The sequence below is a fragment of the Streptomyces sp. NPDC041124 genome (assembly GCF_055592385.1).
The window spans coordinates 312,423-337,045 of record NZ_JBVIYR010000003.1 but is presented as its reverse complement, the minus strand read 5'-3'; the positions used below and the strand labels follow the sequence as shown (position 1 = coordinate 337,045).

Below are 24,623 nucleotides of genomic sequence, written 5' to 3'. Positions count from 1 at the left end.
TCCGGTCCCCGAGCCGGCCGCCCGCCCCGCACGGCCGACTTGCCGACGGTTCCCCGCGGGTGTGCCCTGGTAAGCGGGGGCGAAGAGAGGAGTGCTCACATGGCGCACGCGGCACCCCGGACCCGGAAGGCGATCGAGCGGGGCGGCACGACGGACCTCTTCAGCGGAAAGGTCCACCGGGCGGCAGTGGTCGCGCTGCCCGTCGTCCTCGGACTCGTGTACGGCTACTGGGCGGCCGCCAACCGGCGTTACGGCGGCCCCATCACCGGCTGGAACCTCCTGTTCGGAATCCTCACCGGGGTCGTCTTCGCCGTGGTCCTCATGGCACTGCTCACCCTGGCCCCGAAACTCCGGCGGGAACTCCACGCGGCGGCCTGGGCCGCCTTCTGCGGCACAGCGGTCGGTTTCCTCTTCAGCCAGTCCGGCGGCAGCGTCCTGCGCGCCACGGCCCTGGGCCTGGTGGTCACGGCGGGCGTCTTCGCCATCATGTTCTACCGCTTCTACACCCAGGAGGACGCCCAGGGTCACCGCCTGCGCTGACCTGTCCGCCCCCGGCGGGCCGCCGCGCCCCCGGGGCCCGGACGTGCCGCGGCGGCCGGTGCGGGCCGCCCCGGCACCCGTACGCGCCCCACCACTCGCGCACCGGGCCCTCACCCCGTTGCCTGAAAGGATGCCCCTCCGCGACGCCCTCTCCGCCACCCTCCTCACCCTCGCCTGTCTCCTCGCCCCCTGCGCCACCCTCGCCGCCTGGGCGGCCCTCGGCCTCGCCGACACCGGCCGCTACGTCGACACCATGGCCCCCCTGGCCACCGACCCGGCCGTACGGGACGCGGTCGCCGACGCCGTCGGCGACGAGGTCGCCCGCACACTGGCCCCCGCCCCGGCGGACCCGGACGCCGGCGCCGCCCTCGCGCCGTTCGTCCGCGACGCCGTCCACTCCTTCACCCGCACCGAAGCGTTCCGCACCGCCTGGGAGGCGGGGAACAGAGCCGTCCACGACGCGGTCCTGCACGCCCTGCGCGACGACACCGCACCCCGAGGCCCGGTCACCGTGGACCTCGCCCCCGTCACCGCGCAGGTGAAGCAGCGGCTCGCCGCGGACCGCATGCCCTACGCCCACCGCATCCCCGTCGAGCACACCCGGGTCCCGGTGGTGCCGGCCGAGGAGGTGGCCGGACTCCGGAAGGGGTACGACGTGCTGGACGCCGCCGCGTTCTGGCTGCCGCTCGCCACGGTCGTCCTCGCCGTCACCGGGATCGCCGCCGCCGCCCGCCGCCGCCGCGCGCTCACCGCCACCGGCCTGGGCACGGCCCTGGGCGGTGCCCTGCTGGCCGTCGCGGTCGCCGCCGGCCGCCGGCTCACCCTGGCCGACCTGCCCGACCGCCACCACCGTCCGGCCGCGGCCGCCATCTACGACGCCCTCACCGCCACCCTGCGCACCGCCTCCTGGCTGCTGCTCGCGCTGGGCCTGACGGTGGCGCTGCTCTCCTGGGGGACCGGCCGCCGCGGGCGCCCGCGCGGCACCCGGTCACCGGCGACCGCTCCGGACGGCCGTTTCCGGCAGCCGCCCGCCACGCTCCCTCGTCCATGAGGGAGGATTCGGACATCGCACCCGCGAGCGGAGGACCGGAACCTTGGACACTGCGACTGCCGACCCGACCGTCACCGACGACACGGCGGGGCGGCGGCCCGGGGGAGGGCGACGGTTCGGCACCTGGTGCGCGGTGCTGCTGTTCGCCGGGGTGAGCACGGTCGTCGGCTGCCGCGCCGCCGACACCGACGGCGTCACGCCGGTGCCCCAGCTGCTCGCCTTCCTGCCCTGGCTGCTCGTGCCCACCGCCGCCGGTCTGCTGTTCACCCTCCTCGCCCGCTGGTGGACCGGCGCCGTGTGGGGCGTCGTCCTGCTCGGCCTGCTGGCCTGGTACATCGAGCCGTACGGGAAGACCGGCGACCCCGTCGGGCCGCCCGTCGCCGAGCTGCGGGTGCTGACCTCCAACGTGGAGTTCGGGCAGGCCACGGACGCGCTGATCGACACCGTGCGCCGCGAGGAACCGGACATCGTGTTCGTCCAGGAGTGCGAGTACGCCTGCGACGCGGCCCTGAAGCGGGAGCTGGCGGCCACCCACCCGCACCGGCAGGCCGTGGAGGGCGGCGGATCCGAGGGCTCGGTCATCCTCAGCCGCCACCCGCTCCGGCCCACCGGCGGCGTCCGGGGCACCATGGGCATGCCCGGCGCGCTCGCCGACGTCGACGGCCACACCGTACGGCTCCAGCTGGCCCATCCCATGCCGCCGCTGCCCGAAGAGGTCCGCCTGTGGCAGCGGGAGCTGGGCCGGCTGCGCGACGCGGCCGCCACCGGGGCGGACATCCCGGCCGTGTTCGCCGGGGACTTCAACGCCACCCAGGACCACGCGGCCTTCCGCGACATCCTCGACACCGGTCTGCGCGACGCGGCCCGCCTCGACGGCGCCGACCGCACCCCGACGTGGCCGACCCGCACGACACCGGCGTTCGGCGCACAGATCGACCACGTCCTGGTCTCGCGGCACTTCACCGCGACCCGGGCCCGCTTCCTCGACCTCCCCGACACCGACCATCGCGCCCTGCTCGTCAACCTGACCCTGCACCAACCCTGACCCGCGCGGGCACCCCACCCGCCAACCGCGGACAGTCGGCCCGCGAACCGCGGGCAGTCGTGCCGCTGGGGCGACGGGGGAGGGTGGGTGCGGCGGCACCCCGCAAACGCCGGGCTGCGCCACACCCCCCGGCCGCCACCACACCGTGCGGCCACCGGACTCCGGGACTACCGGCCACCGGGGTGACCGGGTCACCAAGTCACCGCGCGGACTTCTGCAACGCCTTCTCCGCCTCGTCCAGCGCCGCGGCGAACCCGTTCGCCCACAACTGGTTCACCCGCGACCGCTCCGCGGAGTTGGGGTACGCGTTGGTGCACGACGGCCCCGGCCCGCCCCCGGACATCAGCTCACTGCACGGCCCCGAGTAGTGATCCGGCAGCCCCAGCACGTGCCCCGTCTCGTGCGCGGTCACCCGCGTCGAGTCGTAGACCTGGTTCTGCCGGTGGTCGAGGAAGATGTACCCCCGTCCGTGCCCGTCCGTCGACGCGTACGAGCCGCGCGAGTCGTTCCCCTCGCGGTACGAGAAGTCGGCACCCGACGTGCCGGCCTGGAGTCTCACGTTGGAGACGGAGCTGTTCCAGATCTGCGTGCTGCGGGCTATCTGCGTGGCGAACGACGGCGCCCGGGAGGCGTTGTAGACGACGGTGACGGCCGCCGTGCCCGACGGGTTCGCGGCCCGCTTCCGCGCCGCCGACTTCAGCACCGCCTCGAAGAACGCGCGGTTGGCCGCGGCCTCCTCCGAGGAGCCGTCGTACGCGGCGAACGAGGGCGCCGCGTCGAGGGGAGCGGGAGCGGCGGCCGCCGGGGCCGCACCGATACCGAGGGCCGTGACACTCAGGCCGGCGGCGGTGAGGACGGACAGGGACATGCGCGTACGCGTACGCATCGATGACTCCTTCGGTGGGGGTGAGTCACGTGTCATCGGTGAGTGTCCGCGCCCCTGCGGCGGCTGGGATGATGGCAACCGGCGATAGGACCGTGCTATCGCCGCTCTCCGGCCAAGCCGTCCCGCCCGCCCGACTCCGCCTGAACGGACGGGATTTGTGAGTCTGGTGAAAGCTGAACTTCCGCTTTACCCTCCCAGGGCATGGAGCTCGAGGTCAGGCACCTCAGGGCGCTGTGCGCGATCGCCGACACCGGCAGTCTGCACCGTGCCGCACGTCAACTCGGCGTCTCGCAGCCTTCGTTGAGCACGCAGTTGCGGCGCATCGAACAGGAGCTGGGCGGCGCCCTGTTCGTACGCGCGCACACCGGCTGCCGTCCCACACCGCTGGGACGGCTGGTGCTCAGCCGTGCCCGCCCGCTCGTCGCCGAGCTGCGTTCCCTGGTCACCGAGGCCCGTGCCGCCGCCGTCGGCGGCCGGCAGCTGCGCATCGGTTCCACCGCGAGCCGCGCCCTCGCCGGCTGGCTCCGCCGACTGCGCCGGCACGGGCAGGAGCCCACCCTGCACATGGACGTCTCGGCCAACGCCCTGCTGCGCATGGTCGCCGACGGCCAGCTCGACGTCGCCTTCGTGCACGAGGTCGAGGGCTGCCCGCTGCGCGTCCCGGAGGGCCTGCGCACGCGGGTCCTCATCGAGCGGGAACCGCAGTGCGTCTCGCTCCCGGCCGACCATCCGGCCGCCGCGCGGCCGGTCGTCCACCTGTCCGAGCTGGCCGGTGACCGCTGGATGATCGACCCGACGGTCGACGGCGAGTGGGACGCCCTGCGCCGTGTCCTGCGCGCCGCCGGGATCAGTCCGCGGGTGCTGCACGGCGACTATCACACCGCCGCGTCGCTGGTCGCCACCGGCGAGGCGGTCACCGTCTGCCAGCCGACGTCGCCCTCCCGCCCCGAGACCGCCGTGCGCCGGCTGCACGGGGATCCCCTCGGCGTGCGGCTGCTGCTGGCGGCACGGACGGACACGGAACTGGAGGGCGTCTATCCCGACCTGGCCGACGCCTACCGGGAGGTGGCCCGCCAGGCACCGGCGTACCGGGAGTGGCTGGAGGACCTGGTGCCACCGGCCCCACGTCCCCCGGCCCCTCCCTTTGACGTCCCGCGTCAGACGCCGATGTCCCTCCCGTCCGCGCGGTACACCGCGACCACCGACGGACGGACGTAGGTGCCGGGCCCGTCCGGCCAGGTGCTGGCGGGCTGGTCGACCGTCGCCCCGTCCACCTCGCCCGGGTGCTGCACGGCGACCAGCACCCGCCGGTCCTGGATGACCGGACCGCAGGTCTCCGCGCCCTTCGGCACGGTCAGGAACTGCTTCAGCTCACCGCGCCGGTCACCGCGCGTGGCGACGCCGAAGAGGCCGTCGTGGGAGCCGAGGGCGCTTCCGTCGGTGGAGATCCACAGGTTGCCGTGGTCGTCGAAGGCGATGTTGTCCGGGCAGGAGATCGGGCTGACGGAGTCCTTGGGGAAGCCGGCGAAGTACGTCGCCGGGTCCTCCGGGTCACCGGCGACCAGGAACAGCGACCAGGCGAACCTGGTGCTCTCCGGCCGGTTCCAGCGCTCGGTCAGCTCCAGGACGTGCCCGTGCTTGTTGGCGTTGCGCGGATTGGCCTCGTCCGCCTCGGGGTGGGTGTCGACGCCGCGCCGGGAGTTGTTGGTCAGGGCGACGTACACCTTGCCGGTGACCGGGTTGGGCTCGATGTCCTCGGGCCGGTCCATCTTGGTGGCGCCCACCTTGTCACCGGCCAGCCGCGTGAAGACGAAGACCTCCTCGGCGGTCATGCCCTTGACGTGCGAGACGGCACCGCGGGCGGTCGCGGTGGCCAGCGGGATCCACTCGCCACTGCCGTCGAACTCGCCGTCCCGGGGCAGCTTGCCCGTGCCGTCGATCTCGATGTCGGGCGAGTCACCGGTCAGCCGGGCGACGTACAGGGTCCCCTCGTCGAGCAGCGACAGGTTGTGCTCGCGGGCGGAGCGGCTGTTGCCGTGCCGCATCCGCTTGCTGCCGACGAACTTGTAGAAGTAGTCGAACCGCTCGTCGTCCCCGCTGTAGACGACCGGACGGCCGTCGTGCGTCAGCCGCACCGTCGCCGCCTCGTGCTTGAACCGGCCGAGCGCGGTGTGCTTGCGCGGCACGGAGTCGGGGTCGTACGGGTCGAGCTCGACGACGTATCCGAAGCGGTGCGCCTCGTTCGGCTCCTGGGCCAGGTCGAACCGCTTGTCGAACCGCTCCCACTTGCGCTCGGTGGCACCGGTGCCGATCCCGTACCGCTTGTCGGCCGCACTGCTGCCGTGGGCGAAGTACTGGTTGAAGTTCTCCTCGCCGTGCAGCGTCGTGCCCCACGGGGTGGTGCCGCCGGCGCAGTTGTTGAGGGTGCCGAGGACCTTCCGCCCGGTCGGGTCGGCGGACGTCTTCACCAGGTCCGACCCGGCGGCCGGCCCGGTCAGCCGGAACTCGGAGGTGGCGGTGAGCCGCCGGTTGAGCTGGTGCCGGCCGACGGCCGTCAGCCGGCCGCTGCCGCGCTCCTCCTCCACCGCGACCACGGCCAGGCCGTGCGCGGCCCAGGCGATCTCCACCTGCTCGCGGGTGGGGTTGTCGGCGTCGTAGTCCCGGAACATCAGGATCTCGTCGGTGTACTCGTGGTTGGCGACGAGCAGCTGCCGGCCGCGCTCCCCCTTGAGTGGCAGCAGCGACAGGAAGTCGCAGTTGTAGCCGAACTGCCCGGCCTGCGCCTCGGCGGTCTGCCGCTCCGGGTCGAAGGCGGGCGCACCACGCAGGATGGGCTCGCCCCAGCGGATGACGACGTTCTGCCGGTAGCCCTCCGGCACGGTCACGGCGTCGTTCGTGTTGGGCGCGACGGGCGTGAACCGCAGACCGCGGGCGCCCTTCGGCTTGGGCTGGGGGCGGCCCTTGGCGACCGGGGCCGCCTGCGCCTCGGGAGCGGCGGCGACACCGACCGCACCGGCACCGGCCGCGGCGACGGTCACCACGGCGGCGGCGCGCATCACGGAGCGGCGGCTGAGGGCGCCGGCGATGACGTCGCCGACGTACTCGTTGGAGCTGGTGTTGGGCACCTCGTGGAAGCAGGCGTCACCACACCGGAAACGACAAGTCAGGGCGGACCGGCCGCCGGGGTGCGAACCGGACGGGGTTCCGATCAACGGCAGCAGCTTTCGCACGTTTTTTCTCCTTGGGTGCCCGTGGTGTCAGCGAGACCGTAGGAGCACATATGTGCGGTGGCCGGGCGCCCGGGTGAACGACGGGTGAACCTGCGGAGGCATGAGGGAAGTTGGGCCGGGGTACACCGAGCCGCCGCCCGCAGGCCGGATCGCGCCCTTGACATACACGCTTCCGCAAACCCAACCCTGCCCAAGATCGCCCTTGCGGGCCGCTAACCTTACGTGTCCGTCCTGGCCAGGGATTGACGGGCATCAACTCACGCGAAGGGTTGCGCACATGGGCATTCTCACTCTCCTGCGGAACGCGTTCGGACGGTCACGCAAAGCGAAGTCCGCCGAAGCGGAGGGTACGGCGCAGGCCGCCGAGCCGACGGAAACGGCCGCTCCGACATCGCCCGAGCCGGCCCCGACGATTCCCTCCCCGTCCCCGGAACCGACCCCCGCCACACCCTCGGTCCCGGAACAACGCGACGAACACGACCTCGTGAGCGCCGCGTTCGACAACATCACGGTCCCCCACCCCACCACCCCCTCCGACGACAACCCACCCCCCGCCCGGGCCCCGGAGCCGGTGACGGAGGCCAAGCCCGAGACGAAGCCGGAGCCGAAGGCGGAGGCAGACGAGCCCAAGCCCGAGCCCGAGGCGAACCCGCAGGCGGACGCCGAGCCCAAGCCGGTGGCAGAAGAGCCCAAGGCCGAGACGAAGCCCGAAGCCGAGCCCGAGCCCCAGCCCCAGCCCGAGGCCGCGGCCGCGGCGAAGCCGGAGCCGGAGCCTGAAGCCGAGGCAAAGCCCGAGCCCGAGCCGGAGCCGGAGCCGGAGGCCGAGGCAAAGCCCGAGCCCGAGCCGGAGCCTGAAGCCGAGCCCGAGCCGGTGGCGAAGCGGCAGGCGGACGCCGAGCCCGTGCCCCAGCCGGACTCGAAAGCGGGGGCGGAGGTAGACGAGCCCAAGCCCGAGCCGGAGGCAGAGGAGCCCAAGGCCGAGACGAAGCCCGAAGCCGAGCCCAAGGCGAACCAGCAGGCGGACGCCAAGCCCGAAGCCCAGCCCAAGCCGAAGGCGGAGGAGCCCGAGGCCAAGGCGAAGCCCGAGGCCAAGGCGAAGCCCGAGGCCGAGGCCGAGCCCGAGGCCGAAACCGGGCCGGAGAACGAGGAAGCCGCCGAGCCCGCTCCCGCCACCGAGGACTCCCCCGCGGCCGCCGACGGCGAGACCGCCCCTCAGGGGCCACCCGCACCCGACGACGAAAGCCGCACGGGCGGTGCGGGTGGGAACGAAACCCCGGCCGAAGGCGAAGCCGAGGCCGGATCCGAGCCGAACCCCAAGCCGGAGGCCACCGCCGAGGCCGGATCCGAACCCTCCGTCCCCGCAGCCCTCACCACCGCCTACGACGCCGCCAGGGCGACCCTCGCCCAGCACGACCTCACCGGCACGCGCGCCAAGGTGTACCTCGTCCTCGACCGCTCCGCGTCCATGCGTCCGTACTACAAGGACGGTTCCGCGCAGGCGCTGGCCGAGCAGACCCTCGCCCTCGCCGCCCACCTCGACCCCGAGGCCACCGAGGCCACCGAGGCCACCGAGGCCACCCTCAAGGTCGTCTTCTTCTCCACCGAGCTCGACGGCACCGGCGACCTCACCCTCACCGACTACGAGGACAAGATCGACACCCTGCATGCGTCGCTGGGCCGCATGGGCCGCACCAGCTATCACGCGGCCGTCGCCGAGGTCCTCGCCCAGTACGACGCGTCGGACGCCGGCCCCGGCACACCCGCCCTGGTGGTCTTCCAGACGGACGGTGCCCCGGACGCGAAGACCCCGGCCACCCAGGCCCTCACCGAGGCCGCGAAGTCCCACCCCGGTGTCTTCTTCTCGTTCGTGGCGTTCGGTGACCCGGAGAACAAGGCGTTCGACTACCTCCGCAAGCTCAAGACGCCGAACACCGCGCACTTCATGGCCGGCGAGACCCCGCGGGAGCTCACCGACAAGGAGCTGTACGAGGCCGTCCTGGCGTCCTGGCGCCCGTAGGGATCGCCGGGCCGCACACCGCAGCCGCACACCGCAGCCGCACCGCGACACCCCGGGGGGTGGACGGGACAGGGCACCGGAAGCACCGGAAGCCCTCCGTCCGCCCCCCGAAACGCGTGTGAGCCGACCCCCACCGGGCCAGTAGGATTTCGCCCATGGCGGCCACTGGATCAGAGAAGCAGGGGGCGAAGGCGTACTACGTCTCGACCCCCATCTACTACGTCAACGACGCTCCTCACCTGGGCCACGCCTACACGACCGTCGCAGGCGACGTGCTCACCCGCTGGCACCGCCAGCGCGGCGAGAAGGTGTGGTTCCTCACCGGCACGGACGAGCACGGTCAGAAGATCATGCGCACGGCCGAGGCGAACGGGGTCACCCCGCAGGCCTGGGCCGACAAGCTCGTCACGGAGTCGTGGAAGCCCCTGTGGGAGCACCTCGACATCGCGAACGACGACTTCATCCGCACCACGCAGAAGCGGCACACCGACCGCGTCCAGGAGTTCGTGCAGGACCTGTACGACAAGGGCGAGATCTACAAGGGCGGCTACGAGGGCCCGTACTGCGTGGGCTGCGAGGAGTACAAGCTCCCCGGCGAGCTGCTCGACGGCGAGGGCGACCACGCGGGCCAGAAGCTGTGCCCGATCCACAAGAAGCCGGTGGAGATCCTCAGCGAGGAGAACTACTTCTTCAAGCTGAGCGAGTACGGCGAGAAGCTGCTCGCCCACTACGAGGCGAACCCCGGTTTCATCCAGCCCGAGTCCGCGCGCAACGAGGTCGTGAACTTCGTCCGCCAGGGCCTCCAGGACCTCTCCATCTCCCGCTCGACGTTCGACTGGGGCGTGCCGGTCCCGTGGGACGACAAGCACGTCATCTACGTGTGGGTCGACGCCCTGCTGAACTACGCCACGGCGGTCGGCTACAACGAGAACCCGGAGAAGTTCGAGGCGACCTTCCCCGCCGACGTCCACCTCGTCGGCAAGGACATCCTCCGCTTCCACGCGGTCATCTGGCCGGCCATGCTGATGGCGCAGGGCCTCCCCCTGCCGGGCAAGATCGCCGCGAACGGCTGGCTGATGGTCGGCGGCGAGAAGATGAGCAAGTCGAACCTGACCGGCATCAAGCCGCAGGACCTGACCTCGCACTTCGGTGTGGACGCGTACCGCTGGTACTTCCTGCGGGCGATCGCCTTCGGCCAGGACGGCAGCTTCTCCTGGGAGGACTTCTCCGCCCGCTACACCAGCGAGCTGGCCAACGACTACGGCAACCTCGCCTCCCGCGTCGCCGCGATGGTCGGCAAGTACTTCGGCGGCGAGCTGCCGGCGTCGGCCGCCGACGGTGAGGCCGAGCGGGCGATCCACGAGGGCCTGGCCAAGGCGGTCGCGGAGGCGGACCGCCGCATCGGCGAGGAGGTGGACTTCCAGGGCGGCATCCTGGCGGTCTTCGACTTCGTGAAGCAGGTCAACGGCTACATCACCGAGCAGGAGCCCTGGAAGGTCGCCAAGGACGACTCGCCCGAGGGCAGGGCCCGCCTGGCGACCATCCTCTACACGGCCGCGGAGTCGCTCCGCGCGGTGGCGGTCCTCCTCAACCCGGTCATGCCGGAGACCTCCCAGAAGCTCTGGGACTCCCTCGGCGCGGAGGCCGGCCTGGGCGCCCTCGCCGACCAGAACGTCCAGCAGGCCGGCACCTGGGGCCTGCTGCCCGCCGGCTCGACGGTCACCAAGGGCGCGGTCCTCTTCCCCCGCCTCGAGGAGAAGCCGAACGCATAGCACGTACGACGCACGTCCAGAGGCCCGGAGACATCACGTTTCCGGGCCTCCGCGCTGCGCTCCCGGCCTGCTCCAGCCGCTGCTGCTGGTCGTCTGCCAGGACCGTGCCACCGCGGAATGGGCCGCGCGCGAGGTCAGCTTCGGCCCGCGCCAGTGGCCCCTGCTGACCCTGCGGCCGCTGGTCGCGGGACCGCACAACATGCCGGTGATCACCAACCCGGCCGAGGTCCGCAAGGACCTGGCCCTTGCCACACTGTCGGCGATCACCCACGCCACGCACCCGGACGCCGGGGCCATACTCAAATCAATGACGACCGTGCTGCGGGACACACCGCAGGACATCGCCGACCCGATCATCGAACTCATCGCACAAGGCCTGGCCAAGCGCCCGGCCGCAGATCTGTGGAGGAAACTGGTGGCCGTGGACCTCTCCTTTTACAAGTCGTACCTCTCCGAGGAAATCCGCGACGAGGGCCGGGCCGAGGGCGCGGCACGACGCGCCGCCGAGGACGTCCTGGACATCCTGGAAGTGCGCGGCATCGACGTCACCGACGCGGTCCGGGAACGCATCACCGGCTGCGGCGACCCCGAGATCCTGCGCCACTGGCACCGGCGTGCCGTCACGGCCCCGACGGCCGCGGAGATCTTCGAAGACGAGTAGTCACGGCTGCCCAAGGGGCCTCCCCGCGCTGCCTGCCGGGAATGCGCGTCCTCGGCCCGCCCGGCGGACGCCGTGAGGGGCCCGGGGACGCGTCCGGGCCCCTCACGGTCCATGGCGCGGCGGACCGCGCGACATGGGTGCGCGAGGGCCGGGGGCTCGTGGTCTCCCGGCCCTCGCGCGTCTCGGGTGCTACTTGAGCACGCCCGCCCCCGTCGTCGTCGCCAGCGACGTCGGCAGGTTGGCCGCCGAGGCCTCCAGACCCGCCGTGAGGGTGGGGGTCCAGTTGACCGTGGTCTTCAGGTCCTTGGACGAGGCGGCGTTGTAGGCGGCGACGAGGTCGGTCACCGTGCCGTTGACGAGGTTGCCGGAGCCCTTGACCGAGCCGGTGCCGTCACCGCTGAGGAGCTTGGCGGCCTTCGCACCGGACGGCAGCTTCCAGTAGTTGTTCTCCGCGATGACCTGGGCCTTGGCACGGGAGTTGATGCTGTACTGCGGCGTGTACCCGTTGAGGGGCGTGACGTCGTAGAAGTTGTTGTAGATGTGGATCTGGCCGATGCGGGCCAGCGGGGCGCGCTGCATGATGCCCTTCCACACGTTGTGGTGGAGGGAGACGCGCAGCTTGCCGACGCTGTCGGTGTCGCTGCCGCCGATCAGCATCGTCTTGTCGTGGTTGGTGAACTGGTTGTACGAGACGGTCACCAGGTCAGATCCCTTGGTGATGTCGAGGGCGCCGTCGTGGATCTGGTACTCGCGGCCGAAGTACTTCGGGTTGGCACTGTCGAAGTGCGGCGCGTCGGTGAAGGTGTTGTGGTCCGCCCACACGTGGGTCGCGCCGCGCAGGGACACCGAGTCGTAGTTGGAGTTCCAGTTGCCGCTGCTGCCGTCGGTCGGATCCCACTGCGGGAAGCAGTCCTCGGTGGCGGCGAAGGTCAGGTTGCGGACGATGACGTTGTCCACGTTCTGGATCTGGAGCATGGCCCCGGTGAGGCCCGCGTCCGTACCGGGGACGCCCACGATCGTCGTGTTGGCGGGGACCTTGAAGACGAGGTTCTTGCCCTGCTTGGCCTGGGCGGCGGCACGTGCCTTCTCCTGGGTGCCGGAGGGCAGCTTGGAGCGGCCGTAGGTGGCCGGGTCGTAGGCCTTGAGGTAGGCGGACAGCGAGTAACCGGTGCCGGAGGCGTAGTCGGCGCAGGTCAGCTTCCTGCCGCTGTCATCGGTGTTGGCGTCGATCATGCCGTTGACCTTGATGATGCGGGGCGTGGTGTCGGACGCCGAGCCCAGTGCCTTCACGAGCTGCGCACGGGTGGAGACGGTGAAGGTGTGGGCGGCATCGGCCTTCGTGCCACCGGTGGTGCCCGTACCGGAGGACGCCCAGCCGTCCTTCGCGGCGAGCGTCTGGTGGTACAGGTCGACGGTCCCGGCATTGGCGTTCATCACGAAGACACCGGCGCCGGTGCCCGCGGCCACGACAGCAGCGCAGAGGACGGCGGCACGGCGGGAGCGGAGGGACCGGCGGTGGGAACGAGCAGCCACGGGGCTTCCTTACGGGGGAGGAGCGGGGTTACGCCCTGTCAGTGGCCGCCGAGCGGCGAAAGGTTGCCGCGTCCGCGCATGTCCTCATCCCGCCCACCGGTCCGACGGTCACCGAGGGCGGGGTCCTCCCCCCACGTCCCGGGGAGGAGCCGAGCGCGTAACGCGATCGCCACAACGGGGCCCGGGAGCAGAGCACCTCTTCTCCCGATCCCGGCCCCTTTGCGATGATCACATGAAGGCGGCCGACACCCGACCGCCGTCATCACTCCCGTGGGGGGACCCGTTCCATGGCACTCTTCGGCAACGCGCACACCGTCGACCCGGCCCAGGCCCAGCAGGACTACGCCCGCCTCCTGGGCCACGGCGAGCAGGTGCACGCCGCGTTCCTGCTGATCCGCGACACCATCCTGTTCACCGACCGCCGGCTGATCCTGGTCGACAAGCAGGGCATCACCGGCAAGAAGGTGGAGTACCACTCCATCCCCTACCGCAGCATCACCCACTTCGCGGTCGAGACCGCCGGCACCTTCGACCTCGACGCCGAGCTCAAGATCTGGCTGTCGGGCTCCCAGATGCCCATCCAGAAGACCTTCACCAAGGGCGTGGACATCTACGAGGTCCAGGCCATCCTCACCCAGTTCGTGGCCCGCTGACTCGATCGGGTGATCGTCTCTCATATGCCCCGCGCATAGATCATGGGTGCGGCAGGCTCGCGCCCATGGTCACCGCAACACACGAGGCCTCCCACCGACTCTTCCAGGAGCACCCGGAGGCCCTCATCCCCGTCTTCGAGGCACTGGGCCTACCGCCGCCCGTGAAGACGGACTTCCACGAGCTCTCCCCCGACGTCACAGAGATCCGCCCGGTGGAGCGGCGAGCGGACACGGTCCTCATGTTCGAGCCCGACATGGGTGAGCACTTCGTCCTGGCCGTGGAGGCCCAGACGAAGAAGGACCCTGACAAGGCGAAGAACTGGGCGTACTACGTCGCGTTCTTGCGCGCCAAGTACGACCTGCCCGTGTTGCTGGTCGTGGTCTGCCGCGACCGTTCCACGGCGGCCTGGGCGATGGGGCCCTTCGAAAGCACCGTGGGCCCCTGGACGAGCCAAGTCACCCGTCCGTTCGTCCTGGGCCCGCAGACGGTCCCGGAGGTCACCGACGCGGCATTGGTGACCCAGCAGCCGGCCCTCGCGGCGCTGTCGGCCATCGTTCACAGCCAAAGCCCGAGGGCGGCCGCCATACTGGAGACGGTCGCGCGCGGACTTGTGTCCTTCGAGCCGGACATCACGAAGTACTGGTTCGAGGTGGTGGAGGTCGGTCTTGAGTCCACTCCGGCCAGGAAGAACTGGAGGAAGCTGATGAAGAACGTCGTCACCCACTTCCCGGGACACGGCACGCTCTTCGAGGAGAAGTACCTCGAAGGAAAGGCCGAAGGGGAGGCCAAGGGCGAGGCCAAGGGCGAGGCCAAGGGGATTCTGCGTGTCCTGGAGGTACGCGGCCTCCCCCTCTCCGACGACGTCCGTCAGCGCATCACCACCTGCACCGACCTCGACCGCCTCAACGACTGGCTCGACCGCTCGGGCACCGTGGAGCGCGCGGAGGACCTGTTCACCGAGCAGTGACCGGGCGTGCCGCACCCCCGCACACGTCAACGGGCCCGGAACCGAGTCGGTTCCGGGCCCGTTGACATGACCCGCGGGTTACTTCGGCTGCGGCTTGCGCACCGAGAGGCTGAGCTCCGTCAGGCGGGCCTCGTCCAGTTCCGTCGGGGCGCCCATCATCAGGTCCTGGGCGTTGCCGTTGAGCGGGAAGGCGATCGTCTCGCGGATGTTGGGCTCGTCGGCGAGGAGCATGACGATGCGGTCCACACCGGGGGCGATGCCGCCGTGCGGCGGCGCGCCGAAGCGGAACGCGCGGAGCATGCCGGCGAACTTCTCCTCGACCGTCTCGCGGTCGTAGCCCGCGATCTCGAACGCCTTGAGCATGATCTCCGGCTCGTGGTTCCGGATCGCGCCGGAGGACAGCTCGACACCGTTGCAGACGATGTCGTACTGCCAGCCCAGGATGTCCAGCGGGTCCTGGGTCTCCAGGGCCTCCAGGCCGCCCTGCGGCATCGAGAAGGGATTGTGGGAGAAGTCGATCGCGCCGGTGTCCTCGTCCTTCTCGTACATCGGGAAGTCGACGATCCAGCAGAAGCGGAAGACGTTCTCCTCGAAGTGACCGGCGCGCTTGGCGGCCTCGACCCGCACCGCGCCCATGATCTTCGAGACCTCGTCGAACTCGCCCGCGCCGAAGAACACCGCGTGACCGGGGGCCAGCGAGAGGCGCTTGGTCAGCTCCGCGACGTTCGCCTCCGTCAGGAACTTCGCGATCGGGCCGGTCAGCGAGCCGTCCTCGCCGACGCGCACCCAGGCGAGGCCCTTGGCGCCCTGGGAGACCGCGTAGTCACCGAGCTGGTCGAAGAACTTGCGGGGCTGGGCGGAGACGTCCGGCACGGCCAGCGCACGGACGTGCTTGCCGGCGAACGCCTTGAACTCCGAGCCCTCGAACACGTCGGTGATGTCGACGAGCTCCAGCTGGGCGCGCAGGTCCGGCTTGTCGGAGCCGTACTTCAGCATCGCCTCGCGGAACGGGATGCGCGGGAACGGCGAGGTCACGTGACGGCCGCCCCCGAACTCCTCGAACAGCTCGGTCATCAGCTTCTCGATCGGCTGGAAGACGTCCTCCTGCTCGACGAAGCTCATCTCCACGTCGAGCTGGTAGAACTCGCCCGGCGAGCGGTCCGCGCGGGCGTCCTCGTCGCGGAAGCAGGGCGCGATCTGGAAGTAGCGGTCGAAGCCGGAGACCATCAGCAGCTGCTTGAACTGCTGCGGCGCCTGCGGCAGCGCGTAGAACTTGCCGGGGTTCAGGCGGGAGGGGACGACGAAGTCGCGGGCGCCCTCGGGAGAGGTGGCGCTCAGGATCGGCGTCGCCATCTCGTTGAAGCCCAGCGCCGTCATCTTGTGGCGGATCGCCGAGATCACCGACGTGCGCAGCAGGATGTTGCGGTGCATGCGCTCCCGGCGCAGGTCCAGGAAGCGGTACTCCAGACGCCGCTCCTCGTTGACACCGTCCTCGGCGTTGATGGTGAAGGGCAGTGGAGCGGCCGCGCCCAGCACCTCCACCGCGCCGACCTCGACCTCGACCTCACCGGTCGGCAGCTCGGCGTTGACGTTGTCCGCGCCGCGCGAGACGACCTTGCCGTCGACGCGGACCACGGTCTCCTTGGACAGCTTGTCCAGCGCCTCGTACGCCTCGGTGCCCGGCCGCGCCACCAGCTGGGTGATGCCGTAGTGATCGCGCAGATCGATGAAGAGAATGCCGCCCAGGTCGCGCCGATTGTGCAGCCAGCCACTCAGCCGGACGTCGGTTCCGACGTCAGAGGCGCGGAGCTCGCCGCAGGTGTGGGACCTGTACCGATGCATCGTCGTTCATCCAGCCTTCGCGGATCGGGGTCGTTGTTTCACGTGAAACTCCCCCAAGCCTACCGGCCGGGCCGGGAGCGCTTCTCTGCCATGACGAGGCAGGCGCGGTGGAACTTTTCCACGCCCTTCTCCCAAAAGTGGTGCAATGCGTACCGGTGAGCCTTGCCCGCCCCGGGCGACCTCCTCACCCGCTCCCAGGACGTCACCGGACCGGGTGGCTGACGTGGGGCGGCACACGACGCGGGCAGCCCACTGTCCGTCCGGCTGTCTATGCTTCGCCGCATGCCGAAGCACCATGCGTCACACAGCGAAAGCGACGAGCCGGACTCCTGGCCGGCTTCCCGGACGGTGGTCCGCCACTCCCTCGCCGCTCCGAGCGAAGCGAACGCTCGTGCACTGGCTTCGGCACTGGCTCTCCGCGGACACCGGTGGGTGACCGTACGCCCGGTCTACCTTCCGCACCTGGATCCCGGGAGCCACCTGTTCGGCAAGCCCGAATTCTCCCGACCGGAGCTGGAGGGGTGGTGGAGTGTCGACAGCCTCGTGGACGAGGAGGCTCCGGACCCGGCCTCGGAGTTCCACCAGCACGCCTGCGAGAAGGCAGCGGTCGAGGCCCTCGGCAGAGCGCACGGCGGGTTCTGGAACGGCGGCTCCCAGGCCAATCGGGACACCATGCTGTCCCGATTCGACCACCGAGGTCTGGTCCATGAACTCGGCCAGGAACAGGCCCACCGTGCCCGGCGCGAGGCGATCGCGGGCTTCCCTCCGCCTCCGGTGGAACCAGCGCCGTTCGCGCCGCTCGCGTGCACCGCCGCTGACCGCCCGTTCCCGCCCGTGCTCGAGTGCGTCCGTCAAGTGGCCCGCGATCAGGAAGCACGGCAGGGCCGCCTGCCGGACGGAACCGCCTGGTGGCTCACCGGCGAGGCCGACGCGTTCTCGGACGACCGCGAAGTCGTCTTCGAGCTGGCCGACTCGGTCATGCACCAGGGCACCTGCTACCCGCACACTGCCGACGAGCTTCCCTTGCTGGCCGGCCTCGCGGCCCACGAGCACGTCCGCCCCGCCCACCGGGCGTACTTCACCACCTTCCTGTTCGAAGCGGCCACCATCGGGCAGCGCCTGGCCGCTTCCGGAGCTGACCGCAGGGTCGCACTGGGACTTCCGCTGGAGGAGACGGCGGACGAGCTTTCGGCCCGCCACGCGGCCGAAGCCGCGGCACCGTACCTGCTCGGCCGCTGGGACACCGAGGACGAAGCCGTGCAGTTCTCCCTCGCCGCCCTCGCGGCGGCGACCCGGCAGGGCGCCTCCGGTGCACGTATCCGGCACCTGGCGGAGCGCTGGGCCACGGGGCCCCGGACGGACGCCCTGCGTCTTGCGGCCGCCCTGGCCGAAGGCGACACCGACGAGGTCGGCACGGTTGTCCGGGGCATCGTCGAGAGCGGTGTCGTGGCACCCGACAAGGTTCCGAGTCCTCTCGCACCCTCGCGCGGCGCGGCGCTCACCCTGCTCAAGCCTTTGGTCGAGTGGGAGATGTCCGCTCTGCCGACCCGCTGAGGCGGCATCACGCACGGACGAGCCCGGCCGCTCCCTTGCCCGGGCCGGGCTCGTCCGCAGGTGGCTCCGGCGAGCCCTACAGTCCACCCTCCGACATGCCGTGCACGGCGGGGACCGTGCCGAGCCTGCCCTTCTGGAAGTCCTCGAAGGCCTGCATGAGCTCGGCCTTGGTGTTCATCACGAACGGCCCGTAGTGCGCCATCGGCTCACGGATGGGCCGCCCGCCGAGGAGGACGACCTCCAGGTCGGGGGTGTGCGCGTCCTGCCTCCCGTCCGCGCGGACGGTCAGCGAGCCGCCGGCGCCGAAGACGGCGGTCTGCCCGAGGTGGACCGGACGCCGCTCGGCGCCGACCGACCCGCGCCCGGCCATGACGTACGCCAGGCCGTTGAAGTCCTCCCGCCAGGGCAGGGTGACCTCGGCGCCGGGTGCCAGCGTCGCGTGGACCATCGTGATCGGCGTGTGCGTGATGCCCGGGCCCTCGTGACCGTCGAGGTCGCCGGCGATGACCCGCAGCAGGGCACCACCGTCGGGGGAGGTGAGCAGCTGGACGCTGCCGCTGCGGATGTCCTGGTAGCGGGGCGCCATCATCTTGTCCTTGGCGGGGAGGTTCACCCACAGCTGGAGCCCGTGGAAGAGCCCGCCGGACATGACGAGCTGCTCCGGAGGCGCCTCGATGTGGAGCAGACCGCTGCCGGCCGTCATCCACTGGGTGTCGCCGTTGGTGATGGTGCCGCCGCCGCCCTGGCTGTCCTGGTGGTCGAAGATGCCGTCGATGATGTAGGTGACGGTCTCGAAGCCGCGGTGGGGATGCCATGGGGTCCCCTTCGGCTCCCCGGGCTGATACTCCACCTCGCCCATCTGGTCCATCATGATGAACGGGTCGAGATGGCGGTAGTTGATCCCGGCGAACGCCCGGCGCACCGGGAAGCCCTCGCCCTCGAAACCGCCCGGAGCGGTCGTGACGGTGAGCACGGGACGTGCCACGGCGTCGGCGGGCGCGGTCACACGGGGCAGCGTCAACGGGTTCTCGACGGTCACTGCAGGCATGTCGGTACCTCCTCGGGTACGCCCAGTTTAGTTGAGCGTTGAACTTCTTGCCACCCGCAACAGAGAAAGCCCGGAGGGAATTCCCTCCGGGCTCCACTCTGGAGTGACAAGGTCAGCGGGCTTCAGCCATACATCCGGCGCATGGCGAACTCGACCATCTGCTCCACGGCCTTCGCGTCGAACACCATCCGGTGCTCGCCCTCCATGTCGAGCACGAAGCCGTAGCCGGTCGGCAGCAGGTCGATCACCTCGGCGCCGGTGATCACGAAGTACTTGGACTCCTTGCCCGCGTAGCGCCGCAGCTCCTTCAGCGAGGTGAACATCGGGATCACCGGCTGCTGCGTGTTGTGCAGGGCCAGGAAGCCGGGGTTGTCACCGCGCGGACAGTAGACCTTGGAGGTGGCGAAGACCTGCTGGAAGTCCTCGGCCGCCATCTGGCCCGTGGTGAACGCACGCACGGCGTCGGCGAGCGAGGGCGCGGACGGCTCGGGGTACAACGGCGCCTGCTGCCCGTACCCGCCCGGCATCTGCTGCTGCGGCGGGACGTAACCCTGCTGTGTCCCCGCGCTCTGGTCGTAGCCGTACATGCCGCACAGACTAACGACCCCGCGGGAGGGCTGAGTCACAGATGTCCGGATCGGGGTTGCTTCTTATTACCGACGGGTAGCATCATCGGAGCCACCTGTTGGTACGTGTACTAGTGCGAGGAGACAGTGCCTCGCCGATCTCTCTCTTACGGAGCAGTCGCCATGGGGCACTACAAGTCCAATCTCCGCGACATCGAGTTCAACCTCTTCGAAGTACTCGGGCGCGACAAGCTGTACGGCACGGGCCCGTTCGAGGAGATGGACGTCGAGACGGCGAAGAGCATCCTCGACGAGCTGACCCGGCTCGCGGAGAACGAGCTGGCGGAGTCCTTCACCGACGCCGACCGCAACCCGCCGGTCTTCGACCCGGAGACCGGGACCGCGCCGGTCCCCGCGTCCTTCAAGAAGAGCTACCAGGCCTTCATGGACTCCGAGTACTGGCGCCTGGGCCTGCCCGAGGGCGTCGGCGGCACCACCGCCCCGCCGTCGCTGGTCTGGGCCTACGGCGAGCTGGTGCTCGGCGCGAACCCCGCCGTATGGATGTACTCTTCCGGGCCCGCCTTCGCCGGGATCCTCTACAACGAGGGCAACGACGTCCAGAAGAAGATCGCCCAGATCGCCGTCGAGAAGCAGTGGGGCTCCACCATGGTCCTCACCGAGCCGGACGCCGGTTCGGACGTGGGCGCCGGCCGCACCAAGGCCGTGCAGCAGGAGGACGGCTCCTGGCACATCGAGGGCGTGAAGCGGTTCATCACCTCCGGTGAGCACGACATGTCGGAGAACATCCTCCACTACGTGCTGGCCCGCCCCGAGGGCGCCGGCCCCGGCACCAAGGGCCTGTCCCTCTTCCTCGTCCCGAAGTACCTCTTCGACTTCGAGACCGGCGAGCTGGGCGAGCGCAACGGCGTGTACGCCACCAACGTCGAGCACAAGATGGGCCTGAAGGCCTCCAACACCTGCGAGATGACCTTCGGCGACCGGCAGCCCGCCAAGGGCTGGCTGATCGGCGACAGGCACGACGGCATCCGCCAGATGTTCCGCATCATCGAGTTCGCCCGCATGATGGTCGGCACGAAGGCGATCTCCACGCTCTCGACGGGCTACCTGAACGCGCTGGAGTACGCCAAGGAGCGCGTCCAGGGCCCCGACCTGGCCAACTTCATGGACAAGACCGCGCCCAAGGTCACCATCACGCACCACCCGGACGTGCGCCGCTCGCTGATGACGCAGAAGGCGTACGCGGAGGGCATGCGCGCCCTCGTCCTCTACACCGCGTCCGTCCAGGACACCATCGCGGTCAAGGAGGCCGCCGGCGAGGACGTCTCCGCCGAGAACGCCCTCAACGACCTGCTCCTGCCCATCGTCAAGGGCTACGGCTCGGAGAAGGGCTACGAGCAGCTCGCCCAGTCGCTGCAGACCTTCGGCGGCTCCGGCTTCCTGCAGGAGTACCCGATCGAGCAGTACATCCGGGACTCCAAGATCGACACCCTGTACGAGGGCACCACCGCCATCCAGGGCCAGGACTTCTTCTTCCGGAAGATCGTCCGCAACCAGGGCGCCGCCCTGAACTCGCTCGCCGAGGAGATCAAGAAGTTCCTGGCGGTCGGTGAGGGCGGCGAGGAGCTGGCGGGCGCCCGCGAGCACCTGGCCAAGGCGGCCGTCGAGCTGGAGGCCGTCGTCGGCCTGATGCTCACCGACCTCGCGGCCACCGAGCAGGACGTCAAGAACATCTACAAGGTGGGCCTCAACACCACCCGCCTGCTGATGGCCTCCGGCGACGTCGTCGTCGGCTACCTGCTCCTGCGGGGCGCCGCGGTCGCCGCCGAGAAGCTCCCCACGGCCTCCGCCAAGGACAAGGCCTTCTACACCGGCAAGATCGCCGCGGCGAAGTTCTTCGCGGCCAACGTCCTCCCGGGCGTCACCCTGGCCCGCAAGATCGCCGAGGGCGTCGAGCTGGACCTGATGGAACTGGACGAGGCGGCGTTCTAGGACGACCCCGTACAGACCCGTCCCGGACGGTCCGAGGGCCCGCTCCCGCACAGGGGGGCGGGCCCTCGCCCTCGTTATGGTGAACCCATGAGCGAACCCCCCCGCTTCGATCGCGGTCACACCGACGACCTCATGTCCTTCCTGGCGGCGAGCCCCACGCCGTACCACGCCGTGGCGAACGCGGCCGAACGGCTGGAGAAGGCGGGCTTCCGGCAGGTCGCGGAGACGGACGCCTGGGACGGGACGGCCGGCGGCAAGTACGTGCTGCGCGGCGGCGCGATCATCGCCTGGTACGTCCCCGAGGGTGCCCCCACGCACACCCCCTTCCGCATCGTCGGCGCCCACACCGACTCCCCCACCCTGCGGGTGAAGCCGCGCCCCGACAGCGGGGCGCACGGCTGGCGCCAGGTGGCCGTGGAGATCTACGGCGGCCCGCTGCTCAACTCCTGGCTCGACCGCGACCTGGGCATGGCCGGCCGGCTCTCCCTGCGGGACGGCTCCACCCGTCTCGTCGACGTCGACCGTCCGCTGCTGCGCGTCCCCCAGCTGGCCATCCACCTGGACCGCTCGGTCAACGCCGACGGCCTCAAGCTCGACAAGCAGCGGCACATGCAGCCGGTCTGGGGCATGGGCGACGACGTCCGCGACGGGGACCTCATCGCCTTCCTGGAGGAGGCCGCCGGTCTCCCCTCCGGCGAGGTCACGGGCTGGGACCTGATGGTCCACCCCGTCGAACCGCCCGCCTACCTGGGCCGCGACCGCGAGCTGGTGGCGGGCCCGCGCATGGACAACCTGCTCTCCGTGCACGCCGGTACGGCCGCGCTGGCGGCGGTGGCGGGTCAGGGCCCGGCCCTCACCCACATCCCCGTCCTGGCCGCGTTCGACCACGAGGAGAACGGCTCCCAGTCCGACACCGGCGCGGACGGCCCGCTGCTCGGCGGCGTCCTGGAGCGCTCGGTGTTCGCCCGCGGCGGCAGTTACGAGGACCGGGCGCGCGCCTTCGCGGCGACCGTCTGCCTGTCCTCCGACACCGGCCACGCCGTCCACCCCAACTACGCGGAGCGGCACGACCCGACGCACCACCCGCGCGTCGACGGCGGCCCCATCCTCAAGGTCAACGTCAACAACCGGTACGCCACGGACGGTTCGGGCCGGGCGGTGTTCGCGGCGGCCTGCGAGAAGGCGGGCGTCCCCTTCCAGACCTTCGTCTCCAACAACGCGATGCCGTGCGGCACCACGATCGGCCCGATCACCGCGGCCCGGCACGGTATCCGGACCGTCGACATCGGCGTGGCCATCCTGTCGATGCACAGCGCCCGTGAACTGTGCGGCGCCAAGGACCCGTACCTGCTCGCGAACTCGCTCGTCGCGTTCCTCGAGGGTTAGTCAACCCCCTGCCGGCGCAGGGCGCATGGGAGCCGCCCGTCCGGGTACCCGGTGCACACCGGAGACACCGGACAGGGAGGCGACACTCATGGGCCTCGGCGGATGCATCATCCTCATCGCCGTGGGAGCAATCCTCACGTTCGCGACCGACTGGGACATGCAGGGTGTCAACCTTGACCTGGTCGGCATCATCTTCATGATCGTCGGTCTGATCGGCGTCGCGACCTTCAGCAGCATCGCCCGGCGCCGGCGGGTCGTCGTACCGCCCGCCACGCCGGTCGTCGACGACCCCGCCCGCCCCCGCACGCGGGACGGCTACAGCGACGGTTACGGCGTCTGACCGCGCCCCTTCGGCGGGATCCACTGCGAGGGCACGGGAGAACACGTCTCCCGTGCCCTCCGCCGCGCCGGGCCCCGGCGCGGGGGGTGGGGGGAGTCAGCCCGTCGGCCCACCGGCGGCGTTTCGGCGGCGGGCGCGGGGAAGGGCTGGAGGCATGAGATTTCTCGTGCGGGACCGGATCCTGGGCGTCGGGGACGACTACTGGATCGAGGACGAGCGGGGGAGCAAGGTCTTCCTCGTCGACGGCAAGGCCATGCGGCTGCGGGACACCTTCGAGCTGAAGGACACCGAGGGGCGGGTGCTCATCGACATCCGCCGCAAGATGTTCGCCCTGCGGGACACGATGGTGATCGAGCGCGGTGACGAACCGCTCGCGACCGTCCGGCGCAAACGGCTGTCGCTGCTGCGCAACCACTACCGGGTGGTTCTGGCGGACGGCAGCACCGAACTCGACGTCAGCGGCCGTGTCCTCGACCGGGAGTTCGCCGTCGAGTACGACGGCGAACTGCTCGCCGTGATCTCACGCCGGTGGCTCACCCTCCGCGACACCTACGGCGTCGACGTCGTACGGGAGGACGCCGACCCGGCGCTGCTGATCGCGGTGGCGGTGTGTGTGATCCACCTGGCGGAGAAGGAACGGGAGGACTAGCGACGCCGCGCGGTCAGCGGCGGGGGCGGTCCAGGCCCAGGACGCGGTCCTTGAGGGCCGGGAAGCGTTCGCGGGTGCCCGCCACCGTCGCCGGATCGAAGTCGACCGTCAGGACCTCCTCACCGGGGCCCGCCTCCGCGAGGACCTCGCCCCACGGATCGACCACGACCGAGTGCCCCGCCTGCTGCATCCCGGCGTGCGTCCCGGCCGTTCCGCACGCGAGGACGTACGCCTGGTTCTCCACCGCCCGCGCCCTGGCCAGGAGCGTCCAGTGCGACCGGCGGCGCTCGGGCCAGCCCGCCGGGACGACGAGGGTCTCGGCGCCGGCGTCGACCAGACCCCGGAAGAGTTCGGGGAAACGGAGGTCGTAGCAGGTCGCCACGCCGAGCACGGTGTCCGGCAGCCGGACCGTCACGAGTGCGTCGCCCGCCCCCATCAGGACGGCCTCGCCCTGGTCGAAGCCGAAGCGGTGGATCTTGCGGTAGGTGGCGGCCAGGTCGCCGGAGGGGGAGAAGACGAGCGAGGTGTTGTAGAGGGGGCCGTCCGGCGCGCGCTCGGGGATCGAGCCCGCGTGCAGCCACACGCCGGCGTCGCTCGCGGCCTTGGCCATCGCTTCGAAGGTCGGCCCCCGGAGCGGTTCCGCCTCGCCGTCGAACGCCTCGTACGCGAAGGCGCCCGTGGTCCACAGCTCCGGGAGCACCACGAGATCGGCCGCGGCCTGATCCCGTACCATCCCGGCGACGCGACGCCGACGCGATTCGACCGATTCGCCCTCGTTCACGTCAACTTGGAGCAACGAAGCGCGCACACTACCACCGTCCTGGCATTCGACCCGCGCACACGGGCCTACGATCGTCACACGAAAGCACTGC

The 24,623-nt window shown here is 70.8% G+C and carries 20 protein-coding genes and 1 pseudogene; 14 read left to right on the top strand and 7 right to left on the bottom strand.

Annotated features, from left to right (window positions below):
• Positions 1–99 precede the first annotated feature (99 nt).
• From ACZ6A9_RS09785 to ACZ6A9_RS09775, 3 genes are all read left to right on the top strand, one after another.
• Entirely contained in the window at positions 100–540 is a 441-nt protein-coding gene (locus ACZ6A9_RS09785) for a hypothetical protein (protein ID WP_468981748.1), read from the top strand.
• A 130-nt stretch (positions 541–670) separates the two neighbouring features.
• Entirely contained in the window at positions 671–1,591 is a 921-nt protein-coding gene (locus tag ACZ6A9_RS09780; RefSeq protein ID WP_468981742.1) for a hypothetical protein, read from the top strand.
• Positions 1,592–1,634: 43 nt separating this feature from the next.
• Complete coding sequence (locus tag ACZ6A9_RS09775; RefSeq protein ID WP_468981737.1) at positions 1,635–2,636, top strand: endonuclease/exonuclease/phosphatase family protein; 1,002 nt, start codon at positions 1,635–1,637, stop codon at positions 2,634–2,636.
• Between the two features lie 199 nt (positions 2,637–2,835).
• Here the strand turns inward: ACZ6A9_RS09775 and snpA are convergent, their stop codons facing one another.
• Positions 2,836–3,522 carry a snapalysin gene (gene snpA, locus ACZ6A9_RS09770; RefSeq protein WP_468981731.1) on the bottom strand — a complete coding sequence of 229 codons (687 nt, stop codon included), beginning with the start codon at positions 3,520–3,522 and terminating at the stop codon, positions 2,836–2,838.
• A gap of 201 nt (positions 3,523–3,723) precedes the next feature.
• Between snpA and ACZ6A9_RS09765 the strand changes: the two genes are divergently transcribed.
• The gene (locus ACZ6A9_RS09765; protein WP_468981726.1) at positions 3,724–4,740 is read left to right on the top strand and encodes a LysR family transcriptional regulator; all 1,017 of its coding nucleotides are present in this window, start codon (positions 3,724–3,726) and stop codon (positions 4,738–4,740) included.
• On the opposite strand, the gene ACZ6A9_RS09760 is transcribed toward ACZ6A9_RS09765, so the two are convergent.
• The gene (locus ACZ6A9_RS09760) at positions 4,680–6,752 is read right to left on the bottom strand and encodes a PhoX family protein (protein ID WP_468981724.1); all 2,073 of its coding nucleotides are present in this window, start codon (positions 6,750–6,752) and stop codon (positions 4,680–4,682) included. The two genes, ACZ6A9_RS09765 and ACZ6A9_RS09760, sit on opposite strands and share 61 nt — an antisense overlap.
• A gap of 277 nt (positions 6,753–7,029) precedes the next feature.
• Here ACZ6A9_RS09760 and ACZ6A9_RS09755 point away from each other — a divergent pair, with 277 nt between their 5' ends.
• The 3 genes and pseudogenes from ACZ6A9_RS09755 to ACZ6A9_RS09745 form a co-directional block, all read left to right on the top strand.
• Positions 7,030–8,769 carry a VWA domain-containing protein gene (locus tag ACZ6A9_RS09755; protein ID WP_468981720.1) on the top strand — a complete coding sequence of 580 codons (1,740 nt, stop codon included), beginning with the start codon at positions 7,030–7,032 and terminating at the stop codon, positions 8,767–8,769.
• 155 nt (positions 8,770–8,924) lie between these two features.
• On the top strand, positions 8,925–10,541 hold the full coding sequence (metG, locus tag ACZ6A9_RS09750; RefSeq protein WP_468981717.1) for a methionine--tRNA ligase: 1,617 nt from the start codon (positions 8,925–8,927) through the stop codon (positions 10,539–10,541).
• A gap of 70 nt (positions 10,542–10,611) precedes the next feature.
• Positions 10,612–11,202, top strand: a pseudogene (locus ACZ6A9_RS09745) (hypothetical protein); the annotation flags it as partial.
• A 189-nt stretch (positions 11,203–11,391) separates the two neighbouring features.
• Here ACZ6A9_RS09745 and ACZ6A9_RS09740 read toward each other — a convergent pair.
• On the bottom strand, positions 11,392–12,735 hold the full coding sequence (locus tag ACZ6A9_RS09740; protein ID WP_468981711.1) for a pectate lyase family protein: 1,344 nt from the start codon (positions 12,733–12,735) through the stop codon (positions 11,392–11,394).
• A gap of 287 nt (positions 12,736–13,022) precedes the next feature.
• Between ACZ6A9_RS09740 and ACZ6A9_RS09735 the strand changes: the two genes are divergently transcribed.
• Together ACZ6A9_RS09735 and ACZ6A9_RS09730 are read left to right on the top strand one after the other, a co-directional pair.
• Positions 13,023–13,388 carry a PH domain-containing protein gene (locus ACZ6A9_RS09735; RefSeq protein ID WP_468981707.1) on the top strand — a complete coding sequence of 122 codons (366 nt, stop codon included), beginning with the start codon at positions 13,023–13,025 and terminating at the stop codon, positions 13,386–13,388.
• A gap of 65 nt (positions 13,389–13,453) precedes the next feature.
• Positions 13,454–14,356, top strand: coding sequence for a hypothetical protein (locus tag ACZ6A9_RS09730; RefSeq protein WP_468981703.1), 903 nt, complete (start codon positions 13,454–13,456; stop codon positions 14,354–14,356).
• A gap of 78 nt (positions 14,357–14,434) precedes the next feature.
• Here the strand turns inward: ACZ6A9_RS09730 and aspS are convergent, their stop codons facing one another.
• Positions 14,435–16,198 (bottom strand): aspartate--tRNA ligase, encoded by a 1,764-nt coding sequence (gene aspS / locus ACZ6A9_RS09725; RefSeq protein ID WP_468981697.1) that lies wholly within the window; start codon positions 16,196–16,198, stop codon positions 14,435–14,437.
• Positions 16,199–16,630: 432 nt separating this feature from the next.
• Between aspS and ACZ6A9_RS09720 the strand changes: the two genes are divergently transcribed.
• Positions 16,631–17,752 carry a hypothetical protein gene (locus tag ACZ6A9_RS09720; RefSeq protein WP_468981693.1) on the top strand — a complete coding sequence of 374 codons (1,122 nt, stop codon included), beginning with the start codon at positions 16,631–16,633 and terminating at the stop codon, positions 17,750–17,752.
• 76 nt (positions 17,753–17,828) lie between these two features.
• On the opposite strand, the gene ACZ6A9_RS09715 is transcribed toward ACZ6A9_RS09720, so the two are convergent.
• Both ACZ6A9_RS09715 and ACZ6A9_RS09710 read right to left on the bottom strand, forming a co-directional pair.
• The gene (locus tag ACZ6A9_RS09715) at positions 17,829–18,800 is read right to left on the bottom strand and encodes a pirin family protein (protein WP_468981686.1); all 972 of its coding nucleotides are present in this window, start codon (positions 18,798–18,800) and stop codon (positions 17,829–17,831) included.
• A gap of 122 nt (positions 18,801–18,922) precedes the next feature.
• Complete coding sequence (locus tag ACZ6A9_RS09710; protein ID WP_037938163.1) at positions 18,923–19,387, bottom strand: SseB family protein; 465 nt, start codon at positions 19,385–19,387, stop codon at positions 18,923–18,925.
• A 162-nt stretch (positions 19,388–19,549) separates the two neighbouring features.
• Here ACZ6A9_RS09710 and ACZ6A9_RS09705 point away from each other — a divergent pair, with 162 nt between their 5' ends.
• The 4 genes from ACZ6A9_RS09705 (at position 19,550) to ACZ6A9_RS09690 (ending at position 23,751) form a co-directional block, all read left to right on the top strand.
• The gene (locus ACZ6A9_RS09705) at positions 19,550–21,376 is read left to right on the top strand and encodes an acyl-CoA dehydrogenase (protein WP_468981677.1); all 1,827 of its coding nucleotides are present in this window, start codon (positions 19,550–19,552) and stop codon (positions 21,374–21,376) included.
• Between the two features lie 87 nt (positions 21,377–21,463).
• Positions 21,464–22,762 carry a M18 family aminopeptidase gene (locus tag ACZ6A9_RS09700; protein WP_228966169.1) on the top strand — a complete coding sequence of 433 codons (1,299 nt, stop codon included), beginning with the start codon at positions 21,464–21,466 and terminating at the stop codon, positions 22,760–22,762.
• Between the two features lie 88 nt (positions 22,763–22,850).
• Entirely contained in the window at positions 22,851–23,102 is a 252-nt protein-coding gene (locus ACZ6A9_RS09695; protein WP_189557346.1) for a DUF6458 family protein, read from the top strand.
• A gap of 154 nt (positions 23,103–23,256) precedes the next feature.
• Positions 23,257–23,751, top strand: a complete 495-nt coding sequence (locus ACZ6A9_RS09690; RefSeq protein ID WP_468981664.1) for an LURP-one-related/scramblase family protein — start codon at positions 23,257–23,259, stop codon at positions 23,749–23,751.
• A gap of 13 nt (positions 23,752–23,764) precedes the next feature.
• Here the strand turns inward: ACZ6A9_RS09690 and ACZ6A9_RS09685 are convergent, their stop codons facing one another.
• Entirely contained in the window at positions 23,765–24,559 is a 795-nt protein-coding gene (locus ACZ6A9_RS09685) for a carbon-nitrogen family hydrolase (RefSeq protein WP_468981660.1), read from the bottom strand.
• Positions 24,560–24,623: the final 64 nt, after the last annotated feature.

Bases quoted from the DNA above. Each gene is read 5' to 3' on its own strand.
- ACZ6A9_RS09690 (WP_468981664.1), top strand. From the start codon at position 23,257: ATGAGATTTCTCGTGCGGGACCGGATCCTGGGCGTCGGGGACGACTAC.
- ACZ6A9_RS09735 (WP_468981707.1), top strand. From the start codon at position 13,023: ATGGCACTCTTCGGCAACGCGCACACCGTCGACCCGGCCCAGGCCCAG.
- ACZ6A9_RS09755 (WP_468981720.1), top strand. From the start codon at position 7,030: ATGGGCATTCTCACTCTCCTGCGGAACGCGTTCGGACGGTCACGCAAA.
- metG (WP_468981717.1), top strand. From the start codon at position 8,925: ATGGCGGCCACTGGATCAGAGAAGCAGGGGGCGAAGGCGTACTACGTC.
- snpA (WP_468981731.1), bottom strand. From the start codon at position 3,522: ATGCGTACGCGTACGCGCATGTCCCTGTCCGTCCTCACCGCCGCCGGC.
- ACZ6A9_RS09730 (WP_468981703.1), top strand. From the start codon at position 13,454: ATGGTCACCGCAACACACGAGGCCTCCCACCGACTCTTCCAGGAGCAC.
- ACZ6A9_RS09765 (WP_468981726.1), top strand. From the start codon at position 3,724: ATGGAGCTCGAGGTCAGGCACCTCAGGGCGCTGTGCGCGATCGCCGAC.
- ACZ6A9_RS09705 (WP_468981677.1), top strand. From the start codon at position 19,550: ATGGGGCACTACAAGTCCAATCTCCGCGACATCGAGTTCAACCTCTTC.
- ACZ6A9_RS09700 (WP_228966169.1), top strand. From the start codon at position 21,464: ATGAGCGAACCCCCCCGCTTCGATCGCGGTCACACCGACGACCTCATG.
- ACZ6A9_RS09695 (WP_189557346.1), top strand. From the start codon at position 22,851: ATGGGCCTCGGCGGATGCATCATCCTCATCGCCGTGGGAGCAATCCTC.
- aspS (WP_468981697.1), bottom strand. From the start codon at position 16,198: ATGCATCGGTACAGGTCCCACACCTGCGGCGAGCTCCGCGCCTCTGAC.
- ACZ6A9_RS09785 (WP_468981748.1), top strand. From the start codon at position 100: ATGGCGCACGCGGCACCCCGGACCCGGAAGGCGATCGAGCGGGGCGGC.
- ACZ6A9_RS09710 (WP_037938163.1), bottom strand. From the start codon at position 19,387: ATGTACGGCTACGACCAGAGCGCGGGGACACAGCAGGGTTACGTCCCG.
- ACZ6A9_RS09715 (WP_468981686.1), bottom strand. From the start codon at position 18,800: ATGCCTGCAGTGACCGTCGAGAACCCGTTGACGCTGCCCCGTGTGACC.
- ACZ6A9_RS09780 (WP_468981742.1), top strand. From the start codon at position 671: ATGCCCCTCCGCGACGCCCTCTCCGCCACCCTCCTCACCCTCGCCTGT.